General features: G+C 42.2%; 22 protein-coding genes and 1 pseudogene. 13 read left to right on the top strand and 10 right to left on the bottom strand.

Annotation, left to right across the window (positions count from 1 at the left end):
• Positions 1-44: 44 nt before the first annotated feature.
• A complete protein-coding gene (locus tag QDN89_RS15450; RefSeq protein ID WP_280771065.1) occupies positions 45-1,835 on the top strand; it encodes a M3 family oligoendopeptidase in 1,791 nt (596 codons plus the stop codon).
• 102 nt (positions 1,836-1,937) lie between these two features.
• The gene (locus QDN89_RS15445; protein WP_280771064.1) at positions 1,938-2,333 is read left to right on the top strand and encodes a DUF5327 family protein; all 396 of its coding nucleotides are present in this window, start codon (positions 1,938-1,940) and stop codon (positions 2,331-2,333) included.
• A gap of 590 nt (positions 2,334-2,923) precedes the next feature.
• Here the strand turns inward: QDN89_RS15445 and QDN89_RS15440 are convergent.
• Positions 2,924-3,547: a GNAT family N-acetyltransferase gene (locus QDN89_RS15440; RefSeq protein ID WP_280771063.1), complete on the bottom strand. Its 624-nt coding sequence runs from the start codon at positions 3,545-3,547 to the stop codon at positions 2,924-2,926.
• 138 nt (positions 3,548-3,685) lie between these two features.
• On the opposite strand from QDN89_RS15440, the gene QDN89_RS15435 reads away from it, so the two are divergent.
• The 3 genes from QDN89_RS15435 (at position 3,686) to QDN89_RS15425 (ending at position 5,591) form a co-directional block, all read left to right on the top strand.
• On the top strand, positions 3,686-3,988 hold the full coding sequence (locus tag QDN89_RS15435) for a hypothetical protein (RefSeq protein WP_280771062.1): 303 nt from the start codon (positions 3,686-3,688) through the stop codon (positions 3,986-3,988).
• A 289-nt stretch (positions 3,989-4,277) separates the two neighbouring features.
• On the top strand, positions 4,278-4,649 hold the full coding sequence (locus tag QDN89_RS15430) for a DUF423 domain-containing protein (protein WP_280771061.1): 372 nt from the start codon (positions 4,278-4,280) through the stop codon (positions 4,647-4,649).
• A 183-nt stretch (positions 4,650-4,832) separates the two neighbouring features.
• Positions 4,833-5,591, top strand: coding sequence for a DUF2087 domain-containing protein (locus QDN89_RS15425; RefSeq protein ID WP_280771060.1), 759 nt, complete (start codon positions 4,833-4,835; stop codon positions 5,589-5,591).
• Between the two features lie 61 nt (positions 5,592-5,652).
• Here the strand turns inward: QDN89_RS15425 and gerQ are convergent, their stop codons facing one another.
• From gerQ to QDN89_RS15400, 5 genes are all read right to left on the bottom strand, one after another.
• The gene (gene gerQ, locus QDN89_RS15420; protein ID WP_280771279.1) at positions 5,653-6,180 is read right to left on the bottom strand and encodes a spore coat protein GerQ; all 528 of its coding nucleotides are present in this window, start codon (positions 6,178-6,180) and stop codon (positions 5,653-5,655) included.
• 113 nt (positions 6,181-6,293) lie between these two features.
• On the bottom strand, positions 6,294-6,725 hold the full coding sequence (locus QDN89_RS15415; protein WP_280771059.1) for a cell wall hydrolase: 432 nt from the start codon (positions 6,723-6,725) through the stop codon (positions 6,294-6,296).
• Between the two features lie 254 nt (positions 6,726-6,979).
• A complete protein-coding gene (gene hemQ / locus QDN89_RS15410; RefSeq protein ID WP_280771058.1) occupies positions 6,980-7,723 on the bottom strand; it encodes a hydrogen peroxide-dependent heme synthase in 744 nt (247 codons plus the stop codon).
• Between the two features lie 151 nt (positions 7,724-7,874).
• Entirely contained in the window at positions 7,875-8,609 is a 735-nt protein-coding gene (locus QDN89_RS15405; RefSeq protein WP_280771057.1) for an enoyl-CoA hydratase/isomerase family protein, read from the bottom strand.
• A gap of 15 nt (positions 8,610-8,624) precedes the next feature.
• Complete coding sequence (locus tag QDN89_RS15400) at positions 8,625-10,553, bottom strand: oxidoreductase (RefSeq protein WP_280771056.1); 1,929 nt, start codon at positions 10,551-10,553, stop codon at positions 8,625-8,627.
• A gap of 525 nt (positions 10,554-11,078) precedes the next feature.
• On the opposite strand from QDN89_RS15400, the gene pta reads away from it, so the two are divergent.
• Entirely contained in the window at positions 11,079-12,056 is a 978-nt protein-coding gene (gene pta / locus QDN89_RS15395; protein WP_280771055.1) for a phosphate acetyltransferase, read from the top strand.
• Between the two features lie 53 nt (positions 12,057-12,109).
• Here pta and QDN89_RS15390 read toward each other — a convergent pair whose 3' ends face one another.
• Entirely contained in the window at positions 12,110-13,924 is a 1,815-nt protein-coding gene (locus QDN89_RS15390) for a DNA ligase D (protein WP_280771054.1), read from the bottom strand.
• A gap of 205 nt (positions 13,925-14,129) precedes the next feature.
• On the opposite strand from QDN89_RS15390, the gene ku reads away from it, so the two are divergent.
• A complete protein-coding gene (gene ku / locus QDN89_RS15385) occupies positions 14,130-14,969 on the top strand; it encodes a non-homologous end joining protein Ku (RefSeq protein WP_280771053.1) in 840 nt (279 codons plus the stop codon).
• A 110-nt stretch (positions 14,970-15,079) separates the two neighbouring features.
• Here ku and lipL read toward each other — a convergent pair whose 3' ends face one another.
• Positions 15,080-15,925: an octanoyl-[GcvH]:protein N-octanoyltransferase gene (gene lipL / locus QDN89_RS15380; protein WP_280771052.1), complete on the bottom strand. Its 846-nt coding sequence runs from the start codon at positions 15,923-15,925 to the stop codon at positions 15,080-15,082.
• Between the two features lie 211 nt (positions 15,926-16,136).
• Between lipL and QDN89_RS15375 the strand changes: the two genes are divergently transcribed.
• The 4 genes from QDN89_RS15375 to QDN89_RS15360 all read left to right on the top strand — a co-directional run bounded on the left by QDN89_RS15375 (position 16,137) and on the right by QDN89_RS15360 (position 18,904).
• Positions 16,137-16,358 carry a YuzB family protein gene (locus tag QDN89_RS15375; protein WP_280771051.1) on the top strand — a complete coding sequence of 74 codons (222 nt, stop codon included), beginning with the start codon at positions 16,137-16,139 and terminating at the stop codon, positions 16,356-16,358.
• Between the two features lie 356 nt (positions 16,359-16,714).
• The gene (locus tag QDN89_RS15370) at positions 16,715-18,025 is read left to right on the top strand and encodes an HD domain-containing protein (protein ID WP_280771050.1); all 1,311 of its coding nucleotides are present in this window, start codon (positions 16,715-16,717) and stop codon (positions 18,023-18,025) included.
• A gap of 3 nt (positions 18,026-18,028) precedes the next feature.
• Complete coding sequence (locus tag QDN89_RS15365) at positions 18,029-18,538, top strand: YwgA family protein (protein WP_280771049.1); 510 nt, start codon at positions 18,029-18,031, stop codon at positions 18,536-18,538.
• 15 nt (positions 18,539-18,553) lie between these two features.
• Positions 18,554-18,904 (top strand): hypothetical protein, encoded by a 351-nt coding sequence (locus QDN89_RS15360; protein ID WP_280771048.1) that lies wholly within the window; start codon positions 18,554-18,556, stop codon positions 18,902-18,904.
• A 53-nt stretch (positions 18,905-18,957) separates the two neighbouring features.
• Here QDN89_RS15360 and QDN89_RS15355 read toward each other — a convergent pair whose 3' ends face one another.
• Entirely contained in the window at positions 18,958-19,143 is a 186-nt protein-coding gene (locus QDN89_RS15355) for a 2-hydroxymuconate tautomerase (protein WP_280771047.1), read from the bottom strand.
• A gap of 393 nt (positions 19,144-19,536) precedes the next feature.
• Here QDN89_RS15355 and QDN89_RS15350 point away from each other — a divergent pair, with 393 nt between their 5' ends.
• Complete coding sequence (locus QDN89_RS15350; RefSeq protein WP_280771046.1) at positions 19,537-20,073, top strand: YwhD family protein; 537 nt, start codon at positions 19,537-19,539, stop codon at positions 20,071-20,073.
• A 245-nt stretch (positions 20,074-20,318) separates the two neighbouring features.
• Here the strand turns inward: QDN89_RS15350 and QDN89_RS15345 are convergent, their stop codons facing one another.
• On the bottom strand, positions 20,319-22,433 hold the full coding sequence (locus QDN89_RS15345) for a transglycosylase domain-containing protein (protein ID WP_280771045.1): 2,115 nt from the start codon (positions 22,431-22,433) through the stop codon (positions 20,319-20,321).
• Between the two features lie 346 nt (positions 22,434-22,779).
• On the opposite strand from QDN89_RS15345, the pseudogene QDN89_RS15340 reads away from it, so the two are divergent.
• A pseudogene (locus QDN89_RS15340) lies at positions 22,780-22,971 on the top strand (RNA-guided endonuclease InsQ/TnpB family protein); the annotation flags it as partial.

Raw genomic sequence — 22,971 nt, 5'->3', positions numbered from 1 at the left:
ACGAATATCAGCGCATGAACCATTCTAAAAAGCGAGGTTTTATCATGGCTTTAAAATATAGTGAGGTATGGAATTTGGACACGATTTTTCCCGGAGGAAGTGAATCGAAGGAGTTTCATGAGCATTTGGGGAAGTTAGAGTCTGAGTTGAATGTGTTTCAAGAGGATTTGGACAAGGCGCAGGCAGTGAACAATGAGGATGTTGCTGTTTGGGCGTCGTTTGTGAATGAGGCGCAAGAGGTTGGGAAGAAGGCTCGCGAGGCGGGGGCGTTTATTAGCTGTTTGACGGCTCAGGACGTAAATGATGATCAAGCGAAGTTGTTAGGTGGTAAGGTCAAGCAGTTGTCGACAAAGTACTCGTCGATCATGACGTCGATTGATGAGCAGTTGTTGGCGTTTAATGATGCGCAGTGGGATGCGTTTGTTGGACAAAATGATATGAAGGATATTTTATTCAATTTAAATGAGCGTCGCAAAAATGCGAAAGAAAAGCTGCCTGCAGATAAGGAAAAGTTGATCCAACGTTTGTCTGTTGATGGGTATCAGGCTTGGGGCGACATGTACAATGTGATTGTTGGTCGAATGAAAGTGGCTATTGAAGAGAATGGCGAAACGAAGTCGTTGTCTGTGGGACAGGCGTCAAATAAACTTTCTGATAAAAATCGCGATGTGCGTAAGCATGTGTTTGAGCGTTTTGAAGAAGCTTGGGACGGGGAGTCTGAGGTTTTCTCAAATACGTTGAATCATTTAGCTGGCTTTCGTCTGGAAACTTACGAAGCGCGCGGTTGGGATCAGGTATTGAAAGAGCCACTCCAGATTAATCGTATGAAGCAGGAAACGTTGGACGTGATGTGGGAAACAATTACGAAAAACAAACAAGGTTTCGTTGATTACATGGGGCGAAAAGCGGAGTTATTAGGCTTAGAAAAGCTGGATATCTATGATATTAGTGCGCCGCTTACCGAAAATGTAGCAGAAGTAAGCTATGATGATGCGGCGGAAATGATCGTGGAACAGTTCGGAGCGTTTAGTCCGAAGATGGCGGCGTTTGCGCAAAAAGCGTTTGATGAGAGATGGATCGAAGCGGAAAGTCGTGATGGGAAACGTCCAGGTGGTTTCTGTACGAGTTTTCCATTAAAAGAGGAATCGCGAATTTTCATGACGTATGATGGTTCGGCGTCTAATGTGGCGACGCTCGCTCATGAGCTTGGACATGCCTACCACCAGCATGTGATGAATGACTTGCCGCAACTTTCGCAACGATATGCGATGAACGTGGCGGAAACAGCATCGACGTTTGCGGAAATGATCGTGGCCGATGCAACGGTAAAAACGGCGAAGACAGACGAAGAAAAAATTCAGCTATTAGATGATAAATTAAATCGAAGTGTCGCCTTTTTCATGAATATTCATTCGAGATATTTGTTTGAAACGCGTTTTTATGAAGAACGAAAAAGCGGCCTTGTTAGCAAGACCCGCTTGAATGAGTTGATGGTGGAGGCGCAAAAAGAGGCTTACTGTGATTCTCTTGGAGAGTATTCACCAAGTTTTTGGGCATCGAAACTTCATTTTCATATTACTGGCGTGCCATTTTACAACTTTCCGTACACGTTTGGATATTTATTCAGCATGGGAATTTATGCGAAGGCGGCGGAAGAAGGAGCGGCTTTCGAGGAAAAATATATTGAGCTTCTTCGTGATACAGGTCGTCTAGAAGTGGAAGAGTTAGCGAAAAAACATCTCGATGTGGACTTAACGAAACCTGAGTTTTGGCAGTCTGCGATTGATTTCTTGAAACAAGACTTAGATACGTTTATGGAGTTAACAAAGAAATAGACGTTTAGGACGTATGACTGTGTCCATGAAGGTCAGAAGTTCGGATTGAAAATGGTCGATGAGTGGTAACAAATATATAACGATCGAAAGGGGGAGTGAGTGATGGAAATCCCTGCAAAGCTCGTCATTCGCAAAATGGAAGAGGAGCTTGTTAGATTGAAACAGTCGCTAGATAGATCGGATGCTGGTTCTGGAAGCTCAGCTTCGCCTGCTTCGTATCGTGAGCATGCGCAAGCGTTGAAAACGTATTGTGATTTATTGCTCGATTCGGAAGGTTCTTCCTTGCAGTCGCCCGGAAAGGTTCAAAGAGCATCTATGGAAGATATGACAGCAATCATGTCAGAAGGATTAGATGATACAAAAAGCGGACAAAAACAGTCTACAGCTGTTACAAAGGGAAAGAATCCGACCCAAGGGAAGACGTCGCGCTCCAAAGGTAACGAACCGATTTACGATGAAGGCAATGAGCCAGATAGCGACAGTTTGTTTGATTTTTAATTATTAAGATAAGTGCATCTCTCATTGGGAGGTGCATTTTTTGTATTTATGTAAGTATGGGTAGACAAGCAAGCTCATTTAGGTAAAAGACGGTCACAAGAGAGAGCGTCTTGTGCCAGACATGAGCGGATTATGATGAAAGAAGGTCACAAGAGGAGGGCGCTTGTGACCGAAGCGAGTTGATTTTGGTAAAAGAAGGTCACAAGAGAGGGCGTCTTATGCCAGACATGAGCGGATTATGGTAAAAGACGGTCACAAGAGGGAGCATCTTGTGACCGAAGCGAGTTGATTTTGGTAAAAGACGGTCACAAGAGGGCGTCTTGTGCCAGACATGAGCTGATTATGGTGAAAGAGGGTCACAAGAGGAGGGCGCTTTTGACCGTTGCGAGTTGATTTTGGTAAAAGACGGTCACAAGAGAGGGCGTCTTGTGCCAGACATGAGCGGATTATGATGAAAGACGGTCACAAGAGAGAGCGTCTTGTGACAGAAGCAACCTGATTCAGGTGAAACACGGTCACAAGAGAGCTCGGGGTGCTGGTCGAAGGGGTTGGTCTCCACTAAAACAAGCGCAGCGCTAAACAATTAAATGTTAGATTGTAGGGTTTTTCCATTCAACAATCACCGCGTAGTTTAACGATTCCTCATCGTCAACATAGTCAGGCATAATTTGAATAGGCTGGAGTCCTTGAGCGAGCATAAATGAGAGGACAAGATCCTTTATCTCTCCTGATGAAACTTTTGCTACATACTCATCGACTGACATTATTTTTGCATGATGATGGTAATCAGGTATACGGCACCCGGCGATGTAACGTTTTAATCCTAAATCAATAACGAGTTGTTTTCTTGCATCGTAGAGTGCTTTAGCTACACCCTTCCCACGAAAACGAGGACGAACGCACACATCAATCCCATAAAGAGTATCTCCAGTTGGAATGTGACTTCGTTTAATATATCCATCATCAGCGATTTGCTCCCACGTATGAGGGGAACCGTCATAATTGATAATCAACGACGTGGCTGATCCGGCAGGTTCTCCATTTTGGTCAGCAAGCATTGCGCCTTCAGGAAATGTTTCTTCGTGAGCTTTAATATGTTCTTTTGACCACCATAAATCTTCTGGAAACGGAGGTGGAAATGCTTCTTTTTGGATGAGTAATAAGCTATCAAAATCATTGATTGTATAAGAACGTATAAAAGTATGTTGACTCATATCGAACGTCCTTCCTTTGAGCTGATGTCATGATTATAAAAGACGTACCCTCGAGGTTGCAAAGGATAGCACACATATTTTTGCAACAAAATGCCATCCTACAAATAAGTTTAATCATTTATAATTGGAGGGAAGCATATGTTGCAAAATAGTGGCGTGATTGGAGTGCCGATCTTTTTTCGATATTTAGGAAATAATGAAGGGGACGCCAAAATGAACGAAGATCGGTACGAAATGTTTGTTAATGGGGAGTATGTTGGTGAAAATACATTGTACACGGACCAAGAAGATGCCACGGATATATTAGATTTTTTAGATAAACAAGGGTTTCACGATGTCCAAATGGATGTCGAAGGGGACCACATTATGATTCATTGTTCAGATAAGTCGGAAGCGGAAAGAGTGGAAGCTGCGATTCGTGTCTTTGCTAAAAATCGGTAACTAATACTGAAAAGGGAAAGTTTCTTACATATGTGAGAAACAAGTCCCTTTTCTGTCTGTTTAAATATATGGTATGCTTTTCCATGTACATAAGATGTCACTCTATTTTGGGGAGTACATGAGAATATTTTCACACCATAATCGTCCGCAGAATAGCGAGTGGAGGTCTTTCATCGTTTATTATTTTAAATAGGACACTCACTTGTAGCGGACATCGCATAGATTTTAAAATAAAGTTGTCCGTTACCAATAATGAAGCAATCATTAACAGTTTGGAAGGGGAAGAAAAATGAAATTATTTTTATTATTAGGGAGCTTAAATGCTTTTTTATTTGTTGCCATAGGAGCCTTCGGTGCACATGCGTTAAAAGACCGTTTGGAATCAAATGGTTACGTGCAAACATTTGAAACAGGTGTGCAATACCATATGATTCATGCCGTCGCTCTCATCGCTGTAGCGATTTTAACGAGGTATTTATCTGCGACAGGATTGGTTCATGGTGCTGGATGGGCGTTTTTCGTCGGAATTATTTTGTTTTCTGGAAGTCTTTACGCATTAAGTTTAACTGGTATTCGCGTTCTTGGTGCCATTACACCAATCGGAGGAGTCGCTTTCCTAGTAGGATGGGCATTATTATTTATCGCCGCTTGGTCAGAGTAGACAATGTAAGGAATAAGGAACGAATCAATTGGTAGACATGATGAATATCGTTTTACGGAACGCATGAGGTATGATAAACCTCATGCGTTTTTTAACATAATTTCATAAGTTCATTTGTAAATTCATAAACGAAATGATATTATGTTTATATAAATAAAAACAAAAGAAAGGTTTGTTTATTATATGGCTGATGAAGAGAAGTTTTGGGACGCATCTGTAGAAGAATTGTCAAAGGGATTTGTCTATGATTCGGTAACGGAGGAATATGTTTGTTTGATGTGTGATGAACGGTTTGAAGACGGTGTGATTTTTGAAAGAACAGGAACGTTTTATGAGGCAAAAAAAGCAATCGTCCATCATATCAGAGAGGAGCATCATTCTGTTTTTGATTATTTACTTTCGATGGACAAGAAGTACACAGGTTTATCAGACCATCAGAAAGATGTTCTTCGTTTTTTCAAGAAAGGGTTAACGGATAAAGAAATTGCAAAAGAAATAGGCGGTAGCACATCTACAATCCGAAATTATCGATTTAAATTCAGAGAAAAAGAGAAACAAGCAAAAGTATTTTTAACGATCATGAATGAGCTGAAACATGAGAAACAAGACGTGCACGATTTGATTCCAGTCCATAAGGGGGCAAAAATGGTGGATGAACGTTACGCAACAACAGTGGAAGAGAAAGATAAAGTATTAAAAACGTACTTCAAGGAAGGGTTAAACGGTCCGTTAGAGAGTTTTCCTAGTAAAGAGAAGCGAAAAATTATTGTTCTTCAGCATATGATGAACAGATTTGACGCAAAAAATATCTATAAAGAAAAAGAAGTAAACGAAAAGCTCAAGGCTGTTTATGCTGATTATGTGACGGTAAGGCGTTATTTAATTGAGTACGGGTTTATGGATAGAAGTAGAGATTGCAGCGAGTATTGGGTGAAAAAATAGCAAGGAGATTCATACGATGAAAAAGCTTAGAGAATGGAAGATCTCTAAGCTTGTTGTGTGTTTATCTAGGGGGATAAGTAGCTAACGCTTCTCCTGGATCGATATCATTAAATGGATAATCATATTCAATTTCTCCATCAAACGTAACGTAATCCAAGTTCACCATTAATAGTAAGTACCGTTTGTCTGTTTGAGGATCGCTAATGATGATATGATCTCGTCCTGCAGCTTCGATAACGCCTTTAAAGATTTTTGCGTTCCATTTTTCATTGTTTTCATACGTCATGTAGAAAGTTCCTACACGCTGCCGATTGAGTCGAAGTATATTTTCGATATACGACATTTCTATTGGCAGCATACCTTCTATATCAGGCATTTGAGGTCGTGGAGGCTGCTGCATCGTGAACTGCGGCGGTGGTGGCATCGGCGTTCCAGGTAAAAAAGGTTGATGTTGCATCGGTTGTTGCATATGTTGCATATGTTGTTGATGTTGCATCGGTTGGTGCATTTGGTGGTGCATAGGTTGCATGTGTTGAGGCTGAGGTTGCATTTGATGATGCATCATAGGTTGCTGTTGGTACATAGGCATTTGGTGATGGTGATGTCGCTCCAACTCTTGACCTTCAGTTGGATGATCTTGACCCCCGCCATAAGGGGAACCTTGTTGAGAATACATGAAATCACTCCTCTAAAAAACTCGGTTTAGTAAACAGTGTAAACAGATGGACACTCACTGGGTAATGGAGAATAAAAGCAGTGTAGTTTGAATCTTCCTGAATTCCATTGTCCCCACCATTGTGCTGGACACGGACCGTCTGGACGGAAAAACCAAAGGTCAAACTCTCCTGGGACATATCGTTTTCCTTGAACAAGCTTTCTTGCCAAGCGTCTTTCTCTCTCGCGAGCACCTTGATAAAAATAACCTTTTTGTGTTGCTTCAAACCCACCTGGAGATTGGAAAACCATAAGGGGTACTGTTCTTATATCCTCGAAATCGAGACAAACGGCTCGAACACGATTTACCATGACGTTTCCAGCACTAAGCATGCCTTGTTCTCCTTCACCTTCCGCTTCCGCGCGCATGAGTCGCGCAAGTAAGTCAATATCTTGTGATCTAGCTTTGATAACAGCCAACTACCCACCCCCTTTACGTCAGTGCGTCGAACATCGCTAGCATTGAATCTTTTTTCAAATGAGTGGCGATCACCCATGCTAATGACATTGTATGCGTAAGTTTTTGGGCTATGACAATGAATATATGATGAAGGGAGATCGATAGGAGAAATGTAGAAAATAAAAAATGTGTCCATAAGAGGAGGAAGAGATTTGGAAGAGGAAGGGCACGAAAAAAAGCCAGGCACAAGCCTGGCTTCGTCACTTCGTCACACTTAAATATATAAAAATGGTTTGATTTTTTCGTCGTCGAGCAATGAACCTACATAGAAAGTTCCAAACTCACCGTAGCGAGCACTCACTTCGTCAAAGCGCATTTCGTAAACGAGTTTTTTGAACTCGAGGGAATCGTGAGCGAACAATGTCACGCCCCACTCCCAATCGTCTAAACCAACAGATCCAGAAATGATTTGGCGTACTTTCCCAGCATAGCTGCGCCCAATCATACCGTGACTGCGCATCATCGTTTGTCGCTCTTCCATTGGGAGCATATACCAGTTGTCATTCCCTTGGCGACGCTTGTCCATCGGATAGAAGCACACATACTTCCATTTCGGTAAAATTGGTTTCAAACGAGCTTGAATTTCAGGGTCTTGATTCGGATCTTTATCATCAGATAAATAATTGCTTAATTCCACCACAGACACGTAGGAATATGTAGGAATCGTAAATTCAGCTAAACGAGTTTTGTTAAATGCCGTCTCCAATTCGCTTAACTCATCCATTGTCGGACGCAATAACATGATCATGAAGTCTGCTTTTTGACCAACGATTGTATAAAGACCGTGGCTCCCCTCAAACTTAGACTGCGTCACGTCCCATTTTTTGACCATTTTTAGAAATTCAGCGATGATCGATTCTCGTTCATCGGTTGAAATCTTTTTCCATTCCACCCAGTTCATTTTGCGAAAATCATGCAATACGTACCATCCATTTAGTGTCTTTGCCGGTTCGGCCATGTACAATCACTCCGTTTCAGTTTCTAATATTATCATGTTCATTAAGCATTCAACCACACTTCTTCCATTATACAAGCCTATCCAAGAAAAACCAAACGGCGTGCCCAAATGGACACGCCAAAGTAACCGTTCGACAAGACAGATTCGGTCGTTATTTTTTCAAAAACGACTGGACGGCTTTTAAATGGTCTTCGGACTTTCCTGCTGCTCGTTGGCCCTCAATTTCGGAATGAAGGACTCCTTGAAGCGTGACTTCAAAACCAGCTTTCATGTTTTTCTTCATCCAACCGTAGGCGGGATTTGGCACTTGTTTTAATGCTTCTACAAACGGATGTGGATCACCGATATTCGTAATTAATCCGATTCGAAGGGCTTCTTCAGCGGTGATCGGTTGTCCTAAACCGAGTTCGATCGCTTTCGCTAACCCGATTAATCGCGGTAAAAAGTACGAAGCTCCTGCGTCAGGTGTTAAACCAATTTGTAGAAAGCTAAGCGCGATTTTTGCATCAGAAGAAGCGTAACGGAAATCACATGCGAGAGCTAGACTTAGGCCGGCCCCGACAGCGGTCCCGTTCAAGTAGGCAACGGTTGGTTTTTCAATTTCATTCATAAGGACGACTAGTTTGTTGTAAGTTCGCTCTAAATATTCCCCATGATCGAACGTTTCCATTTGATCGATGGGAATGCTTTTCAAGTCGGCTCCGCTTGAAAAAGAACCCTCTGTCCCTGTGAATAAGATAACTTTCACTTCATTATCTCGTCGCGCCTCTTGAAAGGCGTTGAAGAGGTCTTCGTGCATTTCTTCATTGATTGCGTTACGGACGTGTGGACGGTTCATTGTGATCGTTGCCACGTGGTTATTCACTTCATATAAAACGGTGTTCATCGTCATCCCTCCAAGTTATAGTTCCCGTGCTAGAATTGCGCCATCATAGATCGCTTTTTTTGCATCGAGCCCGAGCGCGTCTTTTGCGCCGCCGATAATGTGTACGGATTTACCTTTGTCGCGAAGGACACTGGCTAAGTCGTCGTTGATCAGCTGGCCGGCAGCAAGAACAACGGAGTCAGCGGAGATGGTTTTCTCTTCGCCGTTGATCGTAAACGACACCGACTGACCATCGACGTGTTGATACGTTTCAATGCCCCCGACCATCTTGATTCCTAACAGCTTCAACTCCATGATCGTTGCCCAACGCGTCGTTTTACCGATACCGCGAGCGAAGGATTTACTTCGCTGTAACAACGTGATGGCTTCAGCCCCTCTTTCTTTTAAAAATAACGCTAAATCGCAAGCAATCCCGCCGCCACCAACGATGATGACATTCTTTCCAGTTTCGGATACCCCTTCAAACACATCGCGGTACGATAAAATTTGCTCATCGTTGACACCATCGATTTCGGGGATACGAGGGACAATGCCAGTGGCGATAATCACGTCATCTGCTTGTTGCAACAGAGGATCGTTTTCATCTAATCGCTTGCCGAGTTGCACATCTACACCTAATAATTCTAGCTGTACTCTGTAGTAACGAAGCGTTTCGTAAAACTCTTGTTTACCAGGAATTTTTTTGGAATAATTCAGCTGCCCGCCAATTTCATTTTTCTCATCAACGAGTGTGACCGAATGTCCTCGCTCAGCAGCAACGCGAGCTGTTTCCAATCCCGCAGGACCAGCGCCGATGATGACTAGCTTTTTTGGTTGATCCGTTTTAATCATGAGCAATTCCGTTTCTCGTCCTGCTTCAGGGTTTACGAGACACGTCGCCGCTTTTCCTTCAAACACGTGATCAAGACAAGCTTGGTTACAAGCAATACACGTGTTCACTTCGTCGTAGCGTTCCTCTTTTCCTTTCGAAATAATGGCAGGATCCGCCAAAAATGGGCGAGCCATTGAAACGAGCTGAACGTTTCCTTCTTTTAAAATATTGTTTGCATCCCGTGGATCATTGATACGGTTACTTGCCACAACGGGAACGCTCACCTGTGTGGCAATATTTTCTGCTACGGGAACGAATTTCATTCGTGGAACTTTCATTGAAATCGTCGGTACTTTCGACTCGTGCCAACCAATCCCAACGTTGATGATGTCGGCACTCGCTTTTTCGATTTCTCGCGCCATGTGAAGTGTTTCTTCCTCTGTTGTGCTTTCATCGATCAAATCCATGCCGGACATGCGAAATAATACAGGGTAGTCGGGTCCGACCGCTTCCCTTACTGCTCGCATGATTTTTAACGGAAACTTTAGACGATTTTCAAATGAGCCACCCCATTCATCCGTTCGTTGGTTCGTGACAGGGGAGACGAATTGATTAATTAAATAACCTTCAGACCCCATGATTTCCACCGCATCAAAACCAGCTTCTTTCGCTCGTCTCGCTCCTTGCGCGAAATCATCAATCGTCCGCTCGATTTCTTCATGTGTCAGCGCTACCGGTTTATCTGGATTTATCGGCGATTGAATGGCAGAGGGGGCGACGGGGTCGACACCTGTCATCGCTTTATATGCATAACGACCAGCATGAAACAACTGTAAGGCAATAGCTCCACCTTCGTCATGAACGCCTTGTGTCATCGGCTTCCATCGGTCTACGTCATCCTCTTGATAAATCGACATGAAATCAAGGCCACCGCTTCCTTCTGGATTAACTGCAGCACCTCCAGTAACGATCAACCCAACATCATACTTCGCTCGTCTTTTGTAAAACTCGGTTAGTTTGTGAATCCCATTGTCCAATCCTTCTAATCCTACGTGCATAGAACCCATGATAACTCTTGTTCTTAACGTCAATTGGTTCACTTTCAACGGTTTATACAACTCTTCGCAACCCATAAGTTCCCCCTTCAGGCGTTATTAGAAAACGCGTTCCCGTCATTTTTGAAGCATTCTCCGTAACATATGACTGCTGCCGTTTCATGTTGGTGTTTAACATCACCATGGAACGGTGTCAGAGTGATCATTTTAGTTGTTGTTAAATGATCTACTATATTTTTTTGAAAATGTGTCTAAATTTTTACGGAGAGTGATAACGAAAACGTGTTCAATAACAGAGCCAAATATAAAAATGAGTGATTATTCATTCATTATACTTAATGAATGACGGGGAATGCAATTGAAAATTCGATCTGTCAGACACCATTAGCCGTTGTAAGTAGGTAAATAATTGTCGAACATTGTTATATTACAACACTGTTTTTATGGATGAACCTTGTGTTGTCAAGGTTCAGAGCTTGGTAAAAAAGAGCTCGAAATCTGATTCTGAAAATTAAGACTTTCACCAGATAAGGTTTCTACAATTTATTTTTTGATCAATAAAGGTTATCCTATAAAGTAGCGAGTAATAAAGGAGGAATTCCTGTGAGCAATATGTTTACAGCGATAGCTGAAAAAGTAAAAGCAAGTAATCCGTCCATTGTTTTTCCAGAAGGAACGGATGAACGTATTTTAGAAGCAACGGTTCGATTGAAAGCAGAAGGAATTTTGGAGCCTATTTTGGTTGGCAATGAAGATGAAATCAAAGCGAAGGCAGCGGCCCTTAAATTAGATGTGTCCGGTTTAACGATTCATAACCCAGAAACTTACGCTGGCTTTGATAAACTTGTTGATGCATTTTTAGAGCGCCGAAAAGGGAAAAATACAAAAGAAGAAGCGGTGAAAATTTTAAAAACGCCTAACTATTTTGGAACGATGCTTGTATACACGGGGGAAGCGGTAGGTCTTGTGAGTGGAGCGGCACATGCAACAGGTGATACGGTTCGTCCTGCCTTGCAAATCATTAAAACGAAAGAAGGCGTGAAAAAAACGTCTGGAGTGTTTGTCATGGTAAGAAATGACGAGCGCTATATTTTTGGTGACTGTGCGATCAACATTTCTCCAGATAGCAATGATATGGCAGAAACAGCTATTGAAGCAGCAAAAACAGCGAGAGTTTTCGGAATTGATCCTAAAGTCGCCATGCTCAGCTTCTCAACAAAAGGGTCGGCAGTTAGCCCTGAAACGGAAAAAGTTGTGGAAGCGACGAGAATCGCGAAAGAAAAAGCGCCGGAATTAACATTAGACGGTGAATTTCAATTTGATGCGGCATTTGTACCAAGCGTAGCGAAGAAAAAAGCGCCAGATTCTCCATTAAACGGCGAAGCAAACACGTTTATCTTCCCAACGTTGGAGTCAGGCAACATTGGCTACAAAATGGCACAACGTCTTGGCAACTTCGAAGCGATTGGTCCAATCCTACAAGGGTTGAATCAACCAGTGAACGATTTATCTCGTGGTTGTAACGCAGAAGATGTATACAAGCTGTCCCTGATCACAGCGATGCAAGGGGTAACAGAATAAGAGTTTATTAGTCGAGCACACCACTGATTTGGTGTGCTTTTTTTGTGTTTTGTTTACAGCTCTTGTAACACTCGTTTTAATGCCTCCTCATTATCAACGTGGCGAAGCGTTCGGAACGGGTCGCCTTTATCTTTCACTCGCCCTATGACAGCAGGCAAAGAAAAGTGATGAGGACTTAAGGAAGATGTTACTTCTTCCCAGTATAGAGGTGTCGCTACTAGTCCATCTTTTGTTCCGCGAGGCGAGTAGGGAGCGATAATCGTTTTTCCTTCGTCGTGCTGAATATAGTCTAGATAAAGACGATTGCGTCGATTTTTTTTCAAACGTTCGGTCGTAAACCACTCCGGTTTTTGCTCGCAAAGAAACTGGCAAACAAACGATGTGAATCGGCGAGTTTCCTTGTAGGAAAAACGGTTTATCGGCAAGGGTACGTATACTTGTAATCCTTTTCTACCAGACGTTTTAATAAAAGAGGAAAGGTTAAATTGATCCAAAACCTCTTTCATGCTTAAAGCGGCCTCGATCGCTAATGAAAACTCATTTTCGGAAGGAGGATCTAAATCAAAAACGATTTCCGTTGGATCAAGCGTATCGATCGTTTGAAATGGTGTGTGAAACTCTAAAGCTAGCTGATTTCCAAGCCAAAGAAGGGTCTCCACTTGATTACATATAATGTAATTGATGTCGTCGACCTGTTCTGTTTCGACAAACGATGGGGCATAGTCAGGACAATTTTTTTGATAGAAATGCTCACCAGAAGCAGCTCCGTGAGGGAAACGAATCACGGTAAGTAAACGTTTGTTTAAATGGGGCAGAAGGAGAGGTGCCAATGTTTGTAAGTAGATAAGGTAATTGTCTTTCACGATGTTTTTTGATGGCCAAATCGGTTTATCAGCACTTGTTATTTCAACATTATCAGGGAGCGGCATCAGTTGTCGCTGCATCGTTTTCCAAGTGCAATCGTTGGGATCTCCATCTATATGAAACGAAGCAAATCTCGGTTCTCGAATATGTTTCCCATCAAAATCAATACAAGCAACGTCCACACAGATGGATGGAGGCAACGTCCAAATGCCGTCGATGTTCGCTCCGTTTTTCTGAAATAAGGCAATTAGCGTTTTCTCCTCTTCTTCTTGAAAACCGTGGCGAAAATGAACAACGTCAACGAGACGATCGTTTTGAAAAACAGAACCTGCGAAGTATCCGTTTTTAGGATCGTAGTTCGTTACAATAACCGTGACAATTCGCCAATACTTCTTTTTCAACCAATCGGTACTTCTTGTCCCTTCCTTCCAATGGCTCGATTTTCGTTTCGCGATTGCTCCTTCTCCGTGGTTCACCTGAATATTTTTCCATAATTTATCAAAAAATGGTGTATTATCCACCGCTTGAAGACGTCGTTCATCTTTATCATTGATGGATAGGGGCAGTTCCGTTTTTTTACAAAATGTCTGAAGATGGCTTTTTCGCTTCGTTAACGGTTCGCCCGTTAGGTCATCACCTTTAAAGTGTAATAGATCGAAAATCGCTAAGTGACAAGGCAACAACTTTGCATACTTTTCCACTGATTGGCCCATTCGACTTCGCCGCTGAACGGTTGCGAATCGACTTTTATACGAGTTTTCAAGGTATACGAGCTCCCCGTCAAATGTGAGAGGAAGAAAGGGATGAACGTCATCATAAATCATCTCGCAAAACTCAACGATTTCCGGAAACGTATCATTAAGTTTTTTCCCTGACATGCTTAGAAGGTCAGGCGTCGTCGTTTTCCAAACGAGCAAACAGCGAAAACCATCGAACTTCGTTTCATAAATCCAGCCTGATTTCTTAGGGAAATCATCAACGGCAGTCATCTTCATTGGCTTCATACTAACCTCACCTCGCAAACGTTTTTCCATTATTCTTTCCAAACGGTCCGCGAATAATCACGTAAGAAAGGTTGCACATTAACAAAAAAGGTCTGTTTATGATCAATGTTGGCTGTACCCTGCTTGTTAAGGCCAGAAGAAAGAATAGTTGGAGTAGGGGGCACAACGTTAGATTGAACAGAGCTAGAAAAAGTAGGTGAATGGTATGCATACAGTATGGAAAGGGAGCATCAGTTTCGGACTTGTCAATATTCCCGTCAAACTTCACACCGCAACGGAAAACAAAGATATTAAACTGAGGCAAATTCATAAAGAATGTCATACGCCGATTTCGTATCAAAAGACATGTCCTGGATGCGACAAAGAAGTGAAGAACGAAGACATTGTGAAGGCGTATGAATATGAAAAAAATAAGTTTGTCGTGCTTGATGAGGAAGATTTAGAAAAGTTGAAGAAAGAAAAGGAAGACAAGTCGATGGAAATTATTGATTTCGTCAAGCTTGATGAAATTGATCCAATTTATTTCGAAAAAAGTTATTTTCTCGCTCCCGACACAGGAGGTGGGAAGGCGTATATCCTGTTACGTCAAGCGTTGGAAGACTCAGGGAAAATTGGCGTGGCGAAAATTATGATTCGATCAAAGGAACAGTTGGCTGTCGTACGAGTATACGAAAATACGTTGCTCATGGAGACGATTCATTTTCCAGATGAAGTGCGAAATGCCGGGGATGTGGCCGTTCCAGAAAAACAAAACGTCACGAAAAAAGAGTTGGATACGGCTCTGATGCTCATTAAACAATTAACGACGACGTTTGATCCCGAAAAATACAACGACGATTACCGAACCGCCTTGATGGATTTAATTGAAGAAAAACGAACGGGAAAGGGAACGGTAGAAACAAAAGATGCAAAGAAACAAGAAGCGTCAAATGTCACAGACCTTATGTCAGCTTTGCAGGCATCCATCGACAAAACAAAAAAGAAACCGAAACCAAAAACAACAACTCGAAAAAAATCAACGGCACAAATAAAGAAAAACGCCTAAATGGAGGCGTTTTTCTTCTGAAAAGACACGGCATTGTTTGTATGAGATTGTAGCATCTCCCATGCATTGCACTTGGCTAGAATATCATTCTTTTCCAAAAAATATCCTAGTCAATTTTCTTCATCGAGAGGAGAGACTTTTTCGTTTCGTTTCACCATACGAGCTAAATTGTACTCGTAGCGTTCCCAGTCTTCCTCGTTTAGTTCGTACATAGCTAATTGATCGCTTTGTTGTTGCAACTGTTGAAGTGTTCGGTGGTTTAACGTTTCTGATGTGAAAGGGTGACCTGATAATTCCTCTAACGAAGCCATTTTTTCAGGGACAATGCGCGGGTATTCGTACTTTGTTGGTGCACCGTTCACAGCTCGTCGGTAAAACTCCTCAATCAGTTTCGCCCGCTCAGAACCGCTCCCATTCATGGCAAGGTATATTTGAACAGCGACGCCACCGCGAATGCGTCGTTGCGAAATGCCTGCGAATTTTTGGCCGTGGACACTTAAATCATAGCGACCTGGACAGTAGGACTCTTTGATTTCCCCGTCGACGATGTTTTCATTCAGCTCGTTTAGAATCGAACGGGTAAAAGCAACCATCAGATCATACCCTCGATCGATCGACAGCCCTTTATCTTCTCGAAAAACGAGCGATAAGTTGTATATTCCAGGATCGAGGACAACAGCTAATCCGCCTGAATTTCGGATAATGACTTGATATCCTTTTTCTGTTAAAAATTGGACGCCATCGTTTATAAACGGCAATCTACTGTCTTGAATGCCAAGAACTACAGTTTTATCGTGGACCCACGAACGGGCAATGCCAGTACCATCTTGTTCGCCAACCCGACGGCATAGTGTGTCATCCATTGCAAACGAGTGGATGGGATTCATGGCTAAACCGGATACAGATTGATCAAAAAACAACCACTTTTTCCGGTAGAGTAATTGTTGTATAGTCATCGTTTGAGCTCCTCTACGATCTCTTTTCAAACCGTGAAAATTATATCATATTTCTAGAAACTGTTTTAGCGAAACCTCTTGCATTTAGTAAACAGATAGTTGTAAAATACTCCAGTAGCCCCTTCTAAACAGGGTGTGCGTCATGAAGAGAGATCAAACATTAAAAATAGATTGGTCGATATTGTCGACCGAATAAAGGATGTGGTGGGAAATGGCAAATAAGTTTAGCATTTGTGACGACTGCCAGGCCACAAATAGTAAAACATTAGTTCCAAAATTGAAGAAGCTCGATCCTGAAGCAGAGATTGACATCGCTTGTCAGTCATACTGTGGCCCAGGTCGGAAAAAGGTGTTCGTGTTTGTGAATGAACGGGCTGTTTCCGCCATGGATGAGGATCAATTGTTGCAAAAAGTGGAAAAACGGATGAAGTAATGAGCAATAAGTGGCAATAATAGAAAAGAAAGATACGTGCAGAGCCCAAATGAGGGTCTCTGCATTTTTATTTTTGAAAAAAATCGAGAAGTGGCTCGGGTAATTAAGGGTCGGGCGCGGAAAATAGGGGGAAGCGCGCGGAAAGTCGTCGTGTGCGCGCGGAATTCGAGAGGGAGCGCGCGTAAATCAGCAATATGCGCGCGCTCAAGCAAATTATTTCCAATTATAAAACCTGCTTATCGAAAAAATTAAAATCCCATCAAAAAATCATGCTATTTATTCCCCCTGTATGTCTTGTATAATAAAGTCAGATAAATAACAGTAGTGTCATAAATAGAGGAAGGGGCTAGACCTGAATGAAAAGGCTAGACGGAAAGCTAACAGAAGAGAAAGTCTTCAAAGATCCCGTTCACCGGTATATTCATGTGAATGATGAGCTCATTTGGGAGCTTATTGGCACGAAGGAATTTCAGCGGTTGAGGAGAATACGCCAGCTAGGAACGACGTTTCTCACGTTTCATGGTGCGGAGCATACACGATTTAATCATTCCCTCGGTGTGTATGAAGTGATGAGAAGAATGGTGGAAAACTTACAGAAAAAAAGCGAATGGGATCCAGATGAGCGTCTTGTCTGTTTAGCATCAGCGCTCCTTCACGACGTGGGGCACGGACCATTTTCTCATTCATTCGAAAAAGTATTCCATATGGATCACGAAAAATGGACAAGGCATATTATCCTTGGTGATACAGAAATAAACGCCGTTTTACAAAAAATGGGGAAAGACTTTCCAACAAAAGTAGCTAATGTCATTGCAAAAACCTACGATAACAAGCTATTGGTCAGCCTGATCTCCAGTCAGATTGATGCGGACCGGATGGATTATTTGCTCCGCGATGCGTTTTACACAGGTGTCAGCTACGGGCAGTTTGACATGGAGCGGCTCCTTCGCGTGATGCGACCGATGGAAGACCAGGCGGTGTTCAAACATAGCGGCATGCACGCCGTGGAAGATTACATTATGAGTCGGTATCAAATGTACTGGCAAGTGTATTTCCATCCGGTGACGCGAAGTGCGGAAGTGATTCTAAGCAAGATTCTTCACCGAGCGAAAGAGCTTCTTGCCGACGACTATCCATTTAAAATCACACCAACTCACTTCAAGTCGATGTTCAATGATCATGTGACGCTGAAGGATTATTTGAAATTGGATGAATCGATTATTCTCTATTATTTTCAAGCGTGGGAGGAGGAAGATGATCCGATTTTAAGCGATCTATGTCTGCGGTTTATGAACCGGCGACTATTTAAATACGTGGAGTGCGATCCTGGCAAGCAGATGGTTATATGGCCAGAGTTGAAACAACTTTTCGAAAAAATCGGTCTGAATCCGGACTATTATCTTGTCATCGATTCCTCTTCTGACTTGCCATATGATTTTTATCGTCCAGGTGAAAAGGATAAAGATGAACGAGTGCCTATTCACTTATTAATGCCAAATGGGGAACTAAAGGAACTTTCTCGTCAATCAGACGTCGTTGAAGCGATTTCTGGTAAGAAACGAACGGATCATAAATTGTACTTCCCGAAAGATCTGCTTGAAGATGAATCAACGTTTCCAGAAGAAAAGCGCAGAATTATGTCTTTACTTATGAGTCAGGAGGGGTAACAGATGCTTAACGAACATGCCAAATTACTGGCATTATTTAAACAAACTGGTGAGATTGTTGGCCGGAAAAAATTGCAGAAGATGGTCTATATTGCGCAAAAGATGAACGTGCCTTTTTATGAAAAATATCAGTTGCACATGTTCGGACCTTACTCCGAGGAGCTTTCGCTTCGAATGGAGGAAGTGTGCCAGCTCCAATTTGTCTCGGAAGTGAAAGAAAAGAAAGCCGGCTACCAGCAGTATCGTTACGAGCTATCGGAAAAAGGAGACGCCTTTTTAGCAATGATGTCGTTGGATTTTCCAGATGTGAGTGAAATGTTGCTTCAAATGAATGAGCAAAGTGCTAAATTTCTTGAATTGGTATCGACTATTTTATATTTTGACGATTTACCACGTGAAGAAGTAGAGACGAAAGTTTTTAAATTTAAAGCAAAACAAAACTATACAAACCAAGACATGGAAGAAGCTTACGCATACATAGACCAGCTATCCGAAGCAGCGACAACGCATTAAAGGGGGCGATGACGGATGAGTGCAGAATTAAACGAAGAAGCTCTAGCTGATCAGTTAACAGAAAGGTTTTACACTGAGCATGGCGAAGAATTAGCGGTATTCGGAGACAGAGGTCGAAAGCATACGAAACAAGACTTGATGCACCACTTGAATTATTTGAAAAACGCCTATCTATTAAAAAATGAACAAATTTTCATAGACTACGCCTTATGGCTTCACCAAGTTCTAGTCACAAGAGACGTGCCGGGCGAAATGTTAACGTTGAGTTTTCAGTGGATCGATGAAGAGTTAGAGCAATATCAAAAAAATGAACGATTTGATTTTTATCAGAAATGTTTGCAGCTCGCCATCGCAGAATTAACATAAAAAAAGACTCCTCAAAAGTAACCTAATCGCTACTTTGAGGAGTCCTTATTTGTTTATTTGTCGCTAGCGCGTGTACCGGCTACGCCGAAGTTGTTTGGTGACATTTCTTCGATAACCACAGACACTCTTTCTGCTGGTGCATTTGTTGTTTCACAAACTGCTGCCGTCACTTTTTCGACGAGGGCGCGTTTTTGCTCGTCATCACGACCTTCTAACATTTTCACTGTTACGATTGGCATTGTATAATCTCCTTTCGCATCATTCATTTTGCTCACTTTGTTGCGATAAGTCTTGTCATATTTTTTTAAGAAGTGCTATGACCAACCTTATCGTATCACAAAGTCTTTCGTTATACGGCGGGTGAATTTCCCTCACAGAATAATTTCCACACGTCTCGTCATTTTTCCTTTAAAAAACGGAATTTTCTCGGTTTGTAACTTGTGCATCTTAAAAACATAGTATGATAAACTAACGTTAGGATCGTAACAGGTGTTTCAGAAAACCTTAAGCAGTATAAAGTATAAACGCAGGGAGAACAAACCCCTTAGCGATGGAAACGTGTTAGATAATAAGAAATCGTAGGCAAGTAGCTTGAAAATAACGATGATATGAGTGAAGGTGAGGGATAGTCGATGAACGAATCAGATAAGCAAAAAAATGAAAAAATCAAAAAAATGAGTAAAGGATTTAACATCTTAAGTGGAGACTCGACAGACGGACACGGTGGTTACGGTGTCGGAACATTGAATTTAAACAATATTACACCTGTTTTTGTTGATGTGGATGAAGGAACTGCTGAGGTTGACATGGGAGCGCTTCATGCCCGAAGTGCAGTTGAAAAAGGCATTAAGTTTTTAAAAACGAAAGAAGAAGTCCCGAATGGTCGCCCGTTCTGGCTTGTGTGGGTAACGGTGGAACCGATCAAAGGTGGACCAGCCTATGTTGGTGTGACGGCTTGTGAGATGACTGTGGACCGTGAAATTCGTCGCGGATATAAAAGTCTTCCTGAACACGTGAATCACATGGATAAATCATTAAAGCGTAAAATTATCGTTTCGCAAATGGATGACCGCTCAAAAGGAATCTTAAAAGACTTCCTTGAGAATTTCAACGAAGGCATGTGGGAACGAGCAGATGATCAGTTGAAACAAGATTTAACGGTGGAATAGTATTCCTTATTATCGGGATCGGGGATAAGCAGTTTCACGGAAATGTCGAATCGCTAAAGCGAATCACATTCAGGCTTAAATGAAATTGTGAATAAAGTGTGAACTTATCAAATCCCTATTGCTAGATAAAGGTAATTTTTGTACACTGAAATTCACACACTTAATATAGTCTAAGACAGGAAAACAGACGAAGGCGGACTCAGTCCCTTTCGTCTGTTTTTCTGTCTATATTTAGAAGGGATCGTCTAGTTAAACCAATCGACCAGACGATCTAGCCATTTCTCTTTTTTTTCTTCTTCTCGTTTCTTAAATTGTTCGTATTTCTCCTCATCAACGTGATCGTTTGTCTCTTCTTTCTCCTCTTCCTCTGTTTCTTTCCTCTCACTTGAGCTATATTCCGTAGGTTCCGTCCCGTTAAAAAACAACGTTGGTCGACTGACAGGGGAACCTTCATCAGCAAGCAAGCCGTTGAACGGATTGATGTCCACTTCCGTCACATTTTTTGGAACCTGAAAGGTTAACTTTAAATCATCTTTCAACGCTTCTTTCATAAATGACGCCCAAATTTCTTTTGAATGGTAAGAATCCCCATTATCTAACTCGCGAGAATCATCGTAACCCGTCCATACACCAGACACGAGTTGCGGAGTGTAACCGATCATCCAACTATCAGAAGACGTAGACCCACTTTTCCCAGCAACAGGGCGATCAACCACATCAGCAATACTTCCACCGGTGACTGCTCCGTAACTCGAGCTTAATTCCGGCTCAAACATTCCCTTCATCATATCGGTCATTATTGCCGTATATGCAGGGTTCAAATCTTGCGAACGCTCGACTTCCTCTTCAAAAATAACGTTTCCATCCCGATCAACAATTTTTTCGACAAATCGAGGCTGAACGCGGTATCCACCATTGGCAAACGGACTGTAGCTATTGACTAATTCCATCACTCCGACGTCACTTGATCCAAGAGCCAACGCAGGCACCGCTTCTAACGGACTTTCGATTCCGAAACGAGCGGCCTTTTCCTGTAGATCTTCAAACCCTAATAAAAAATGTATCTTCATCGCGTAAATATTGTCTGAGATCGCTAACGCCTGCAGCATCGTAATATAATCATCTGCGTAACGATGATTGTAGTTACTTGGAGAATACTCTTGTCTTCCTTCGTCAAATACAAACGTCGTCTCTTCACTTTTCAACATCGAATTCGGACGGAGCCCATGCTCTAACGCTGCGTAGTACAAAAATGGTTTCAGCGCCGACCCAGGATGACGTTTCGCCTGTACCGCTCGATTATACGAACTCTCCTGATAATTTTTCCCACCAACAAGTGCCCGAACATCGCCGGTTCGAGGATCAATCGCGACTAACGCCGTTTCCAATTCATCCTCGTCTTGAAACGATTTCCTAATGATCTCTTCCGCTTGTTTTTGCAAATTCGTGTCTAACGTCGTATGAATGTCTAACCCCCCGCTATCGATAACGCTTGCATCCAAGCTATATTCCTCCGTGAGCCATGACCGTAACGCGTCATGAAAATAAGGTGCCGCTCGTTTTCCTTGTATTTCTTGCTCTGGGGAAAAATCAAGTGTCTCCTTCTGAAATGCAAGAAGTTGATTTCCTGAGATGGCTCCGTTCTCCTTCATCGATTGAAGCACAATGTTTTGTCTTTGCATCGAACGTTCTTCGTTGACGAGAGGAGAGTAGACGCTCGGTCCTTTTGGAATACCAGCGAGCATCGCCGCTTCACTGTAGCTCAAATCTTCGGCACTTTTTTGAAAATACAGGTTGGAAGCTGCTTCAATTCCATACGCCCCATGACCGTAATAAATCGTGTTTAAATATCCTTCTAGAATGTCTTGTTTCGAGTAATGAAGCTCTAACCGTAGCGCATATAAAGCTTCATTCCACTTACGTAACCACGTTTTATCATGAGATAAAAATAAATTTCGCGCATACTGCTGTGTAATCGTACTTGCCCCTTGCGCTCTCGAACCCGATTGAATATTCGTTAAGATCGCCCGAGTAATTCGTATCGGATCAAAACCATAATGCTCGTAAAATCGACGGTCTTCAATCGCTAACGTCGCCTCAACAATCGGATCACCCATGTTTTCAATGGGAATCCAATACCGATGTTCCCCTTGATGAAACTCGCCAATTCGCTCGTCATTGGCAGAATAAACGACGGTCGTTTCGGGTACCGTTAGCGAAGGCGGTTCCATTTGATGCGCATAAAAAACGAGGGTACTTAGTGCTAAAAAGCCAAAAAAGACCGATAACACGCCAGTCCAAATAACCTTTTTCCATATTCGTCGGCGCTTCTGATACGCCGTTCTTGTTCTAAGTTCCATGCCGCGCCCCTCTTTTCGTAAAAGATCTCCCATTTCATTTTTCATAATTGATTTGTAAATGAGTGACCTAAGTAAATATGCAGCTATCTTTTTTTTGAGAAATAGCTCCAAATGTTTCCAAAATAAACGATTTCCACAGTTTTCCACAGATGAGCCGAAACTATACGTACGAATAACTCATTTGCTAACAAAATAGTTTCTATCATAAAAGCCAAGAGGACTCCTTCCTCAAAAATTCGATAGAATTTTAGGTGGGAGGTGAATTGGCGGTTTTGGTACTAGAATTTTTATAATTTTTTGGGTAATATAAACGTATTAGAACTTATGTTTGGGGGGTGAAAATCAAATGGCAAACTACAAAACCATGCAAATTTGTGTCAAAAAAGGACACCGAATGCACGAATATTTTCAAGAGATGTGCCAACGTGCCAAGAACATGCATAACACAACCAACTTTTATATCCGACAAGTTTATACGTCTTTAACACAAGAAAAGGAGTTGCAACCTCTTCAAAGCGAAGTGTTGGATTCCATTCAA

Origin of the sequence: Salipaludibacillus daqingensis, assembly GCF_029891575.1 — a bacterium.
In the GTDB taxonomy this organism is placed as follows: Bacteria; Bacillota; Bacilli; order Bacillales; family Salisediminibacteriaceae; genus Salipaludibacillus; species Salipaludibacillus daqingensis.
Note: the sequence above shows the minus strand (reverse complement) of the source record. Positions and strands in the feature narration are given on the sequence as shown.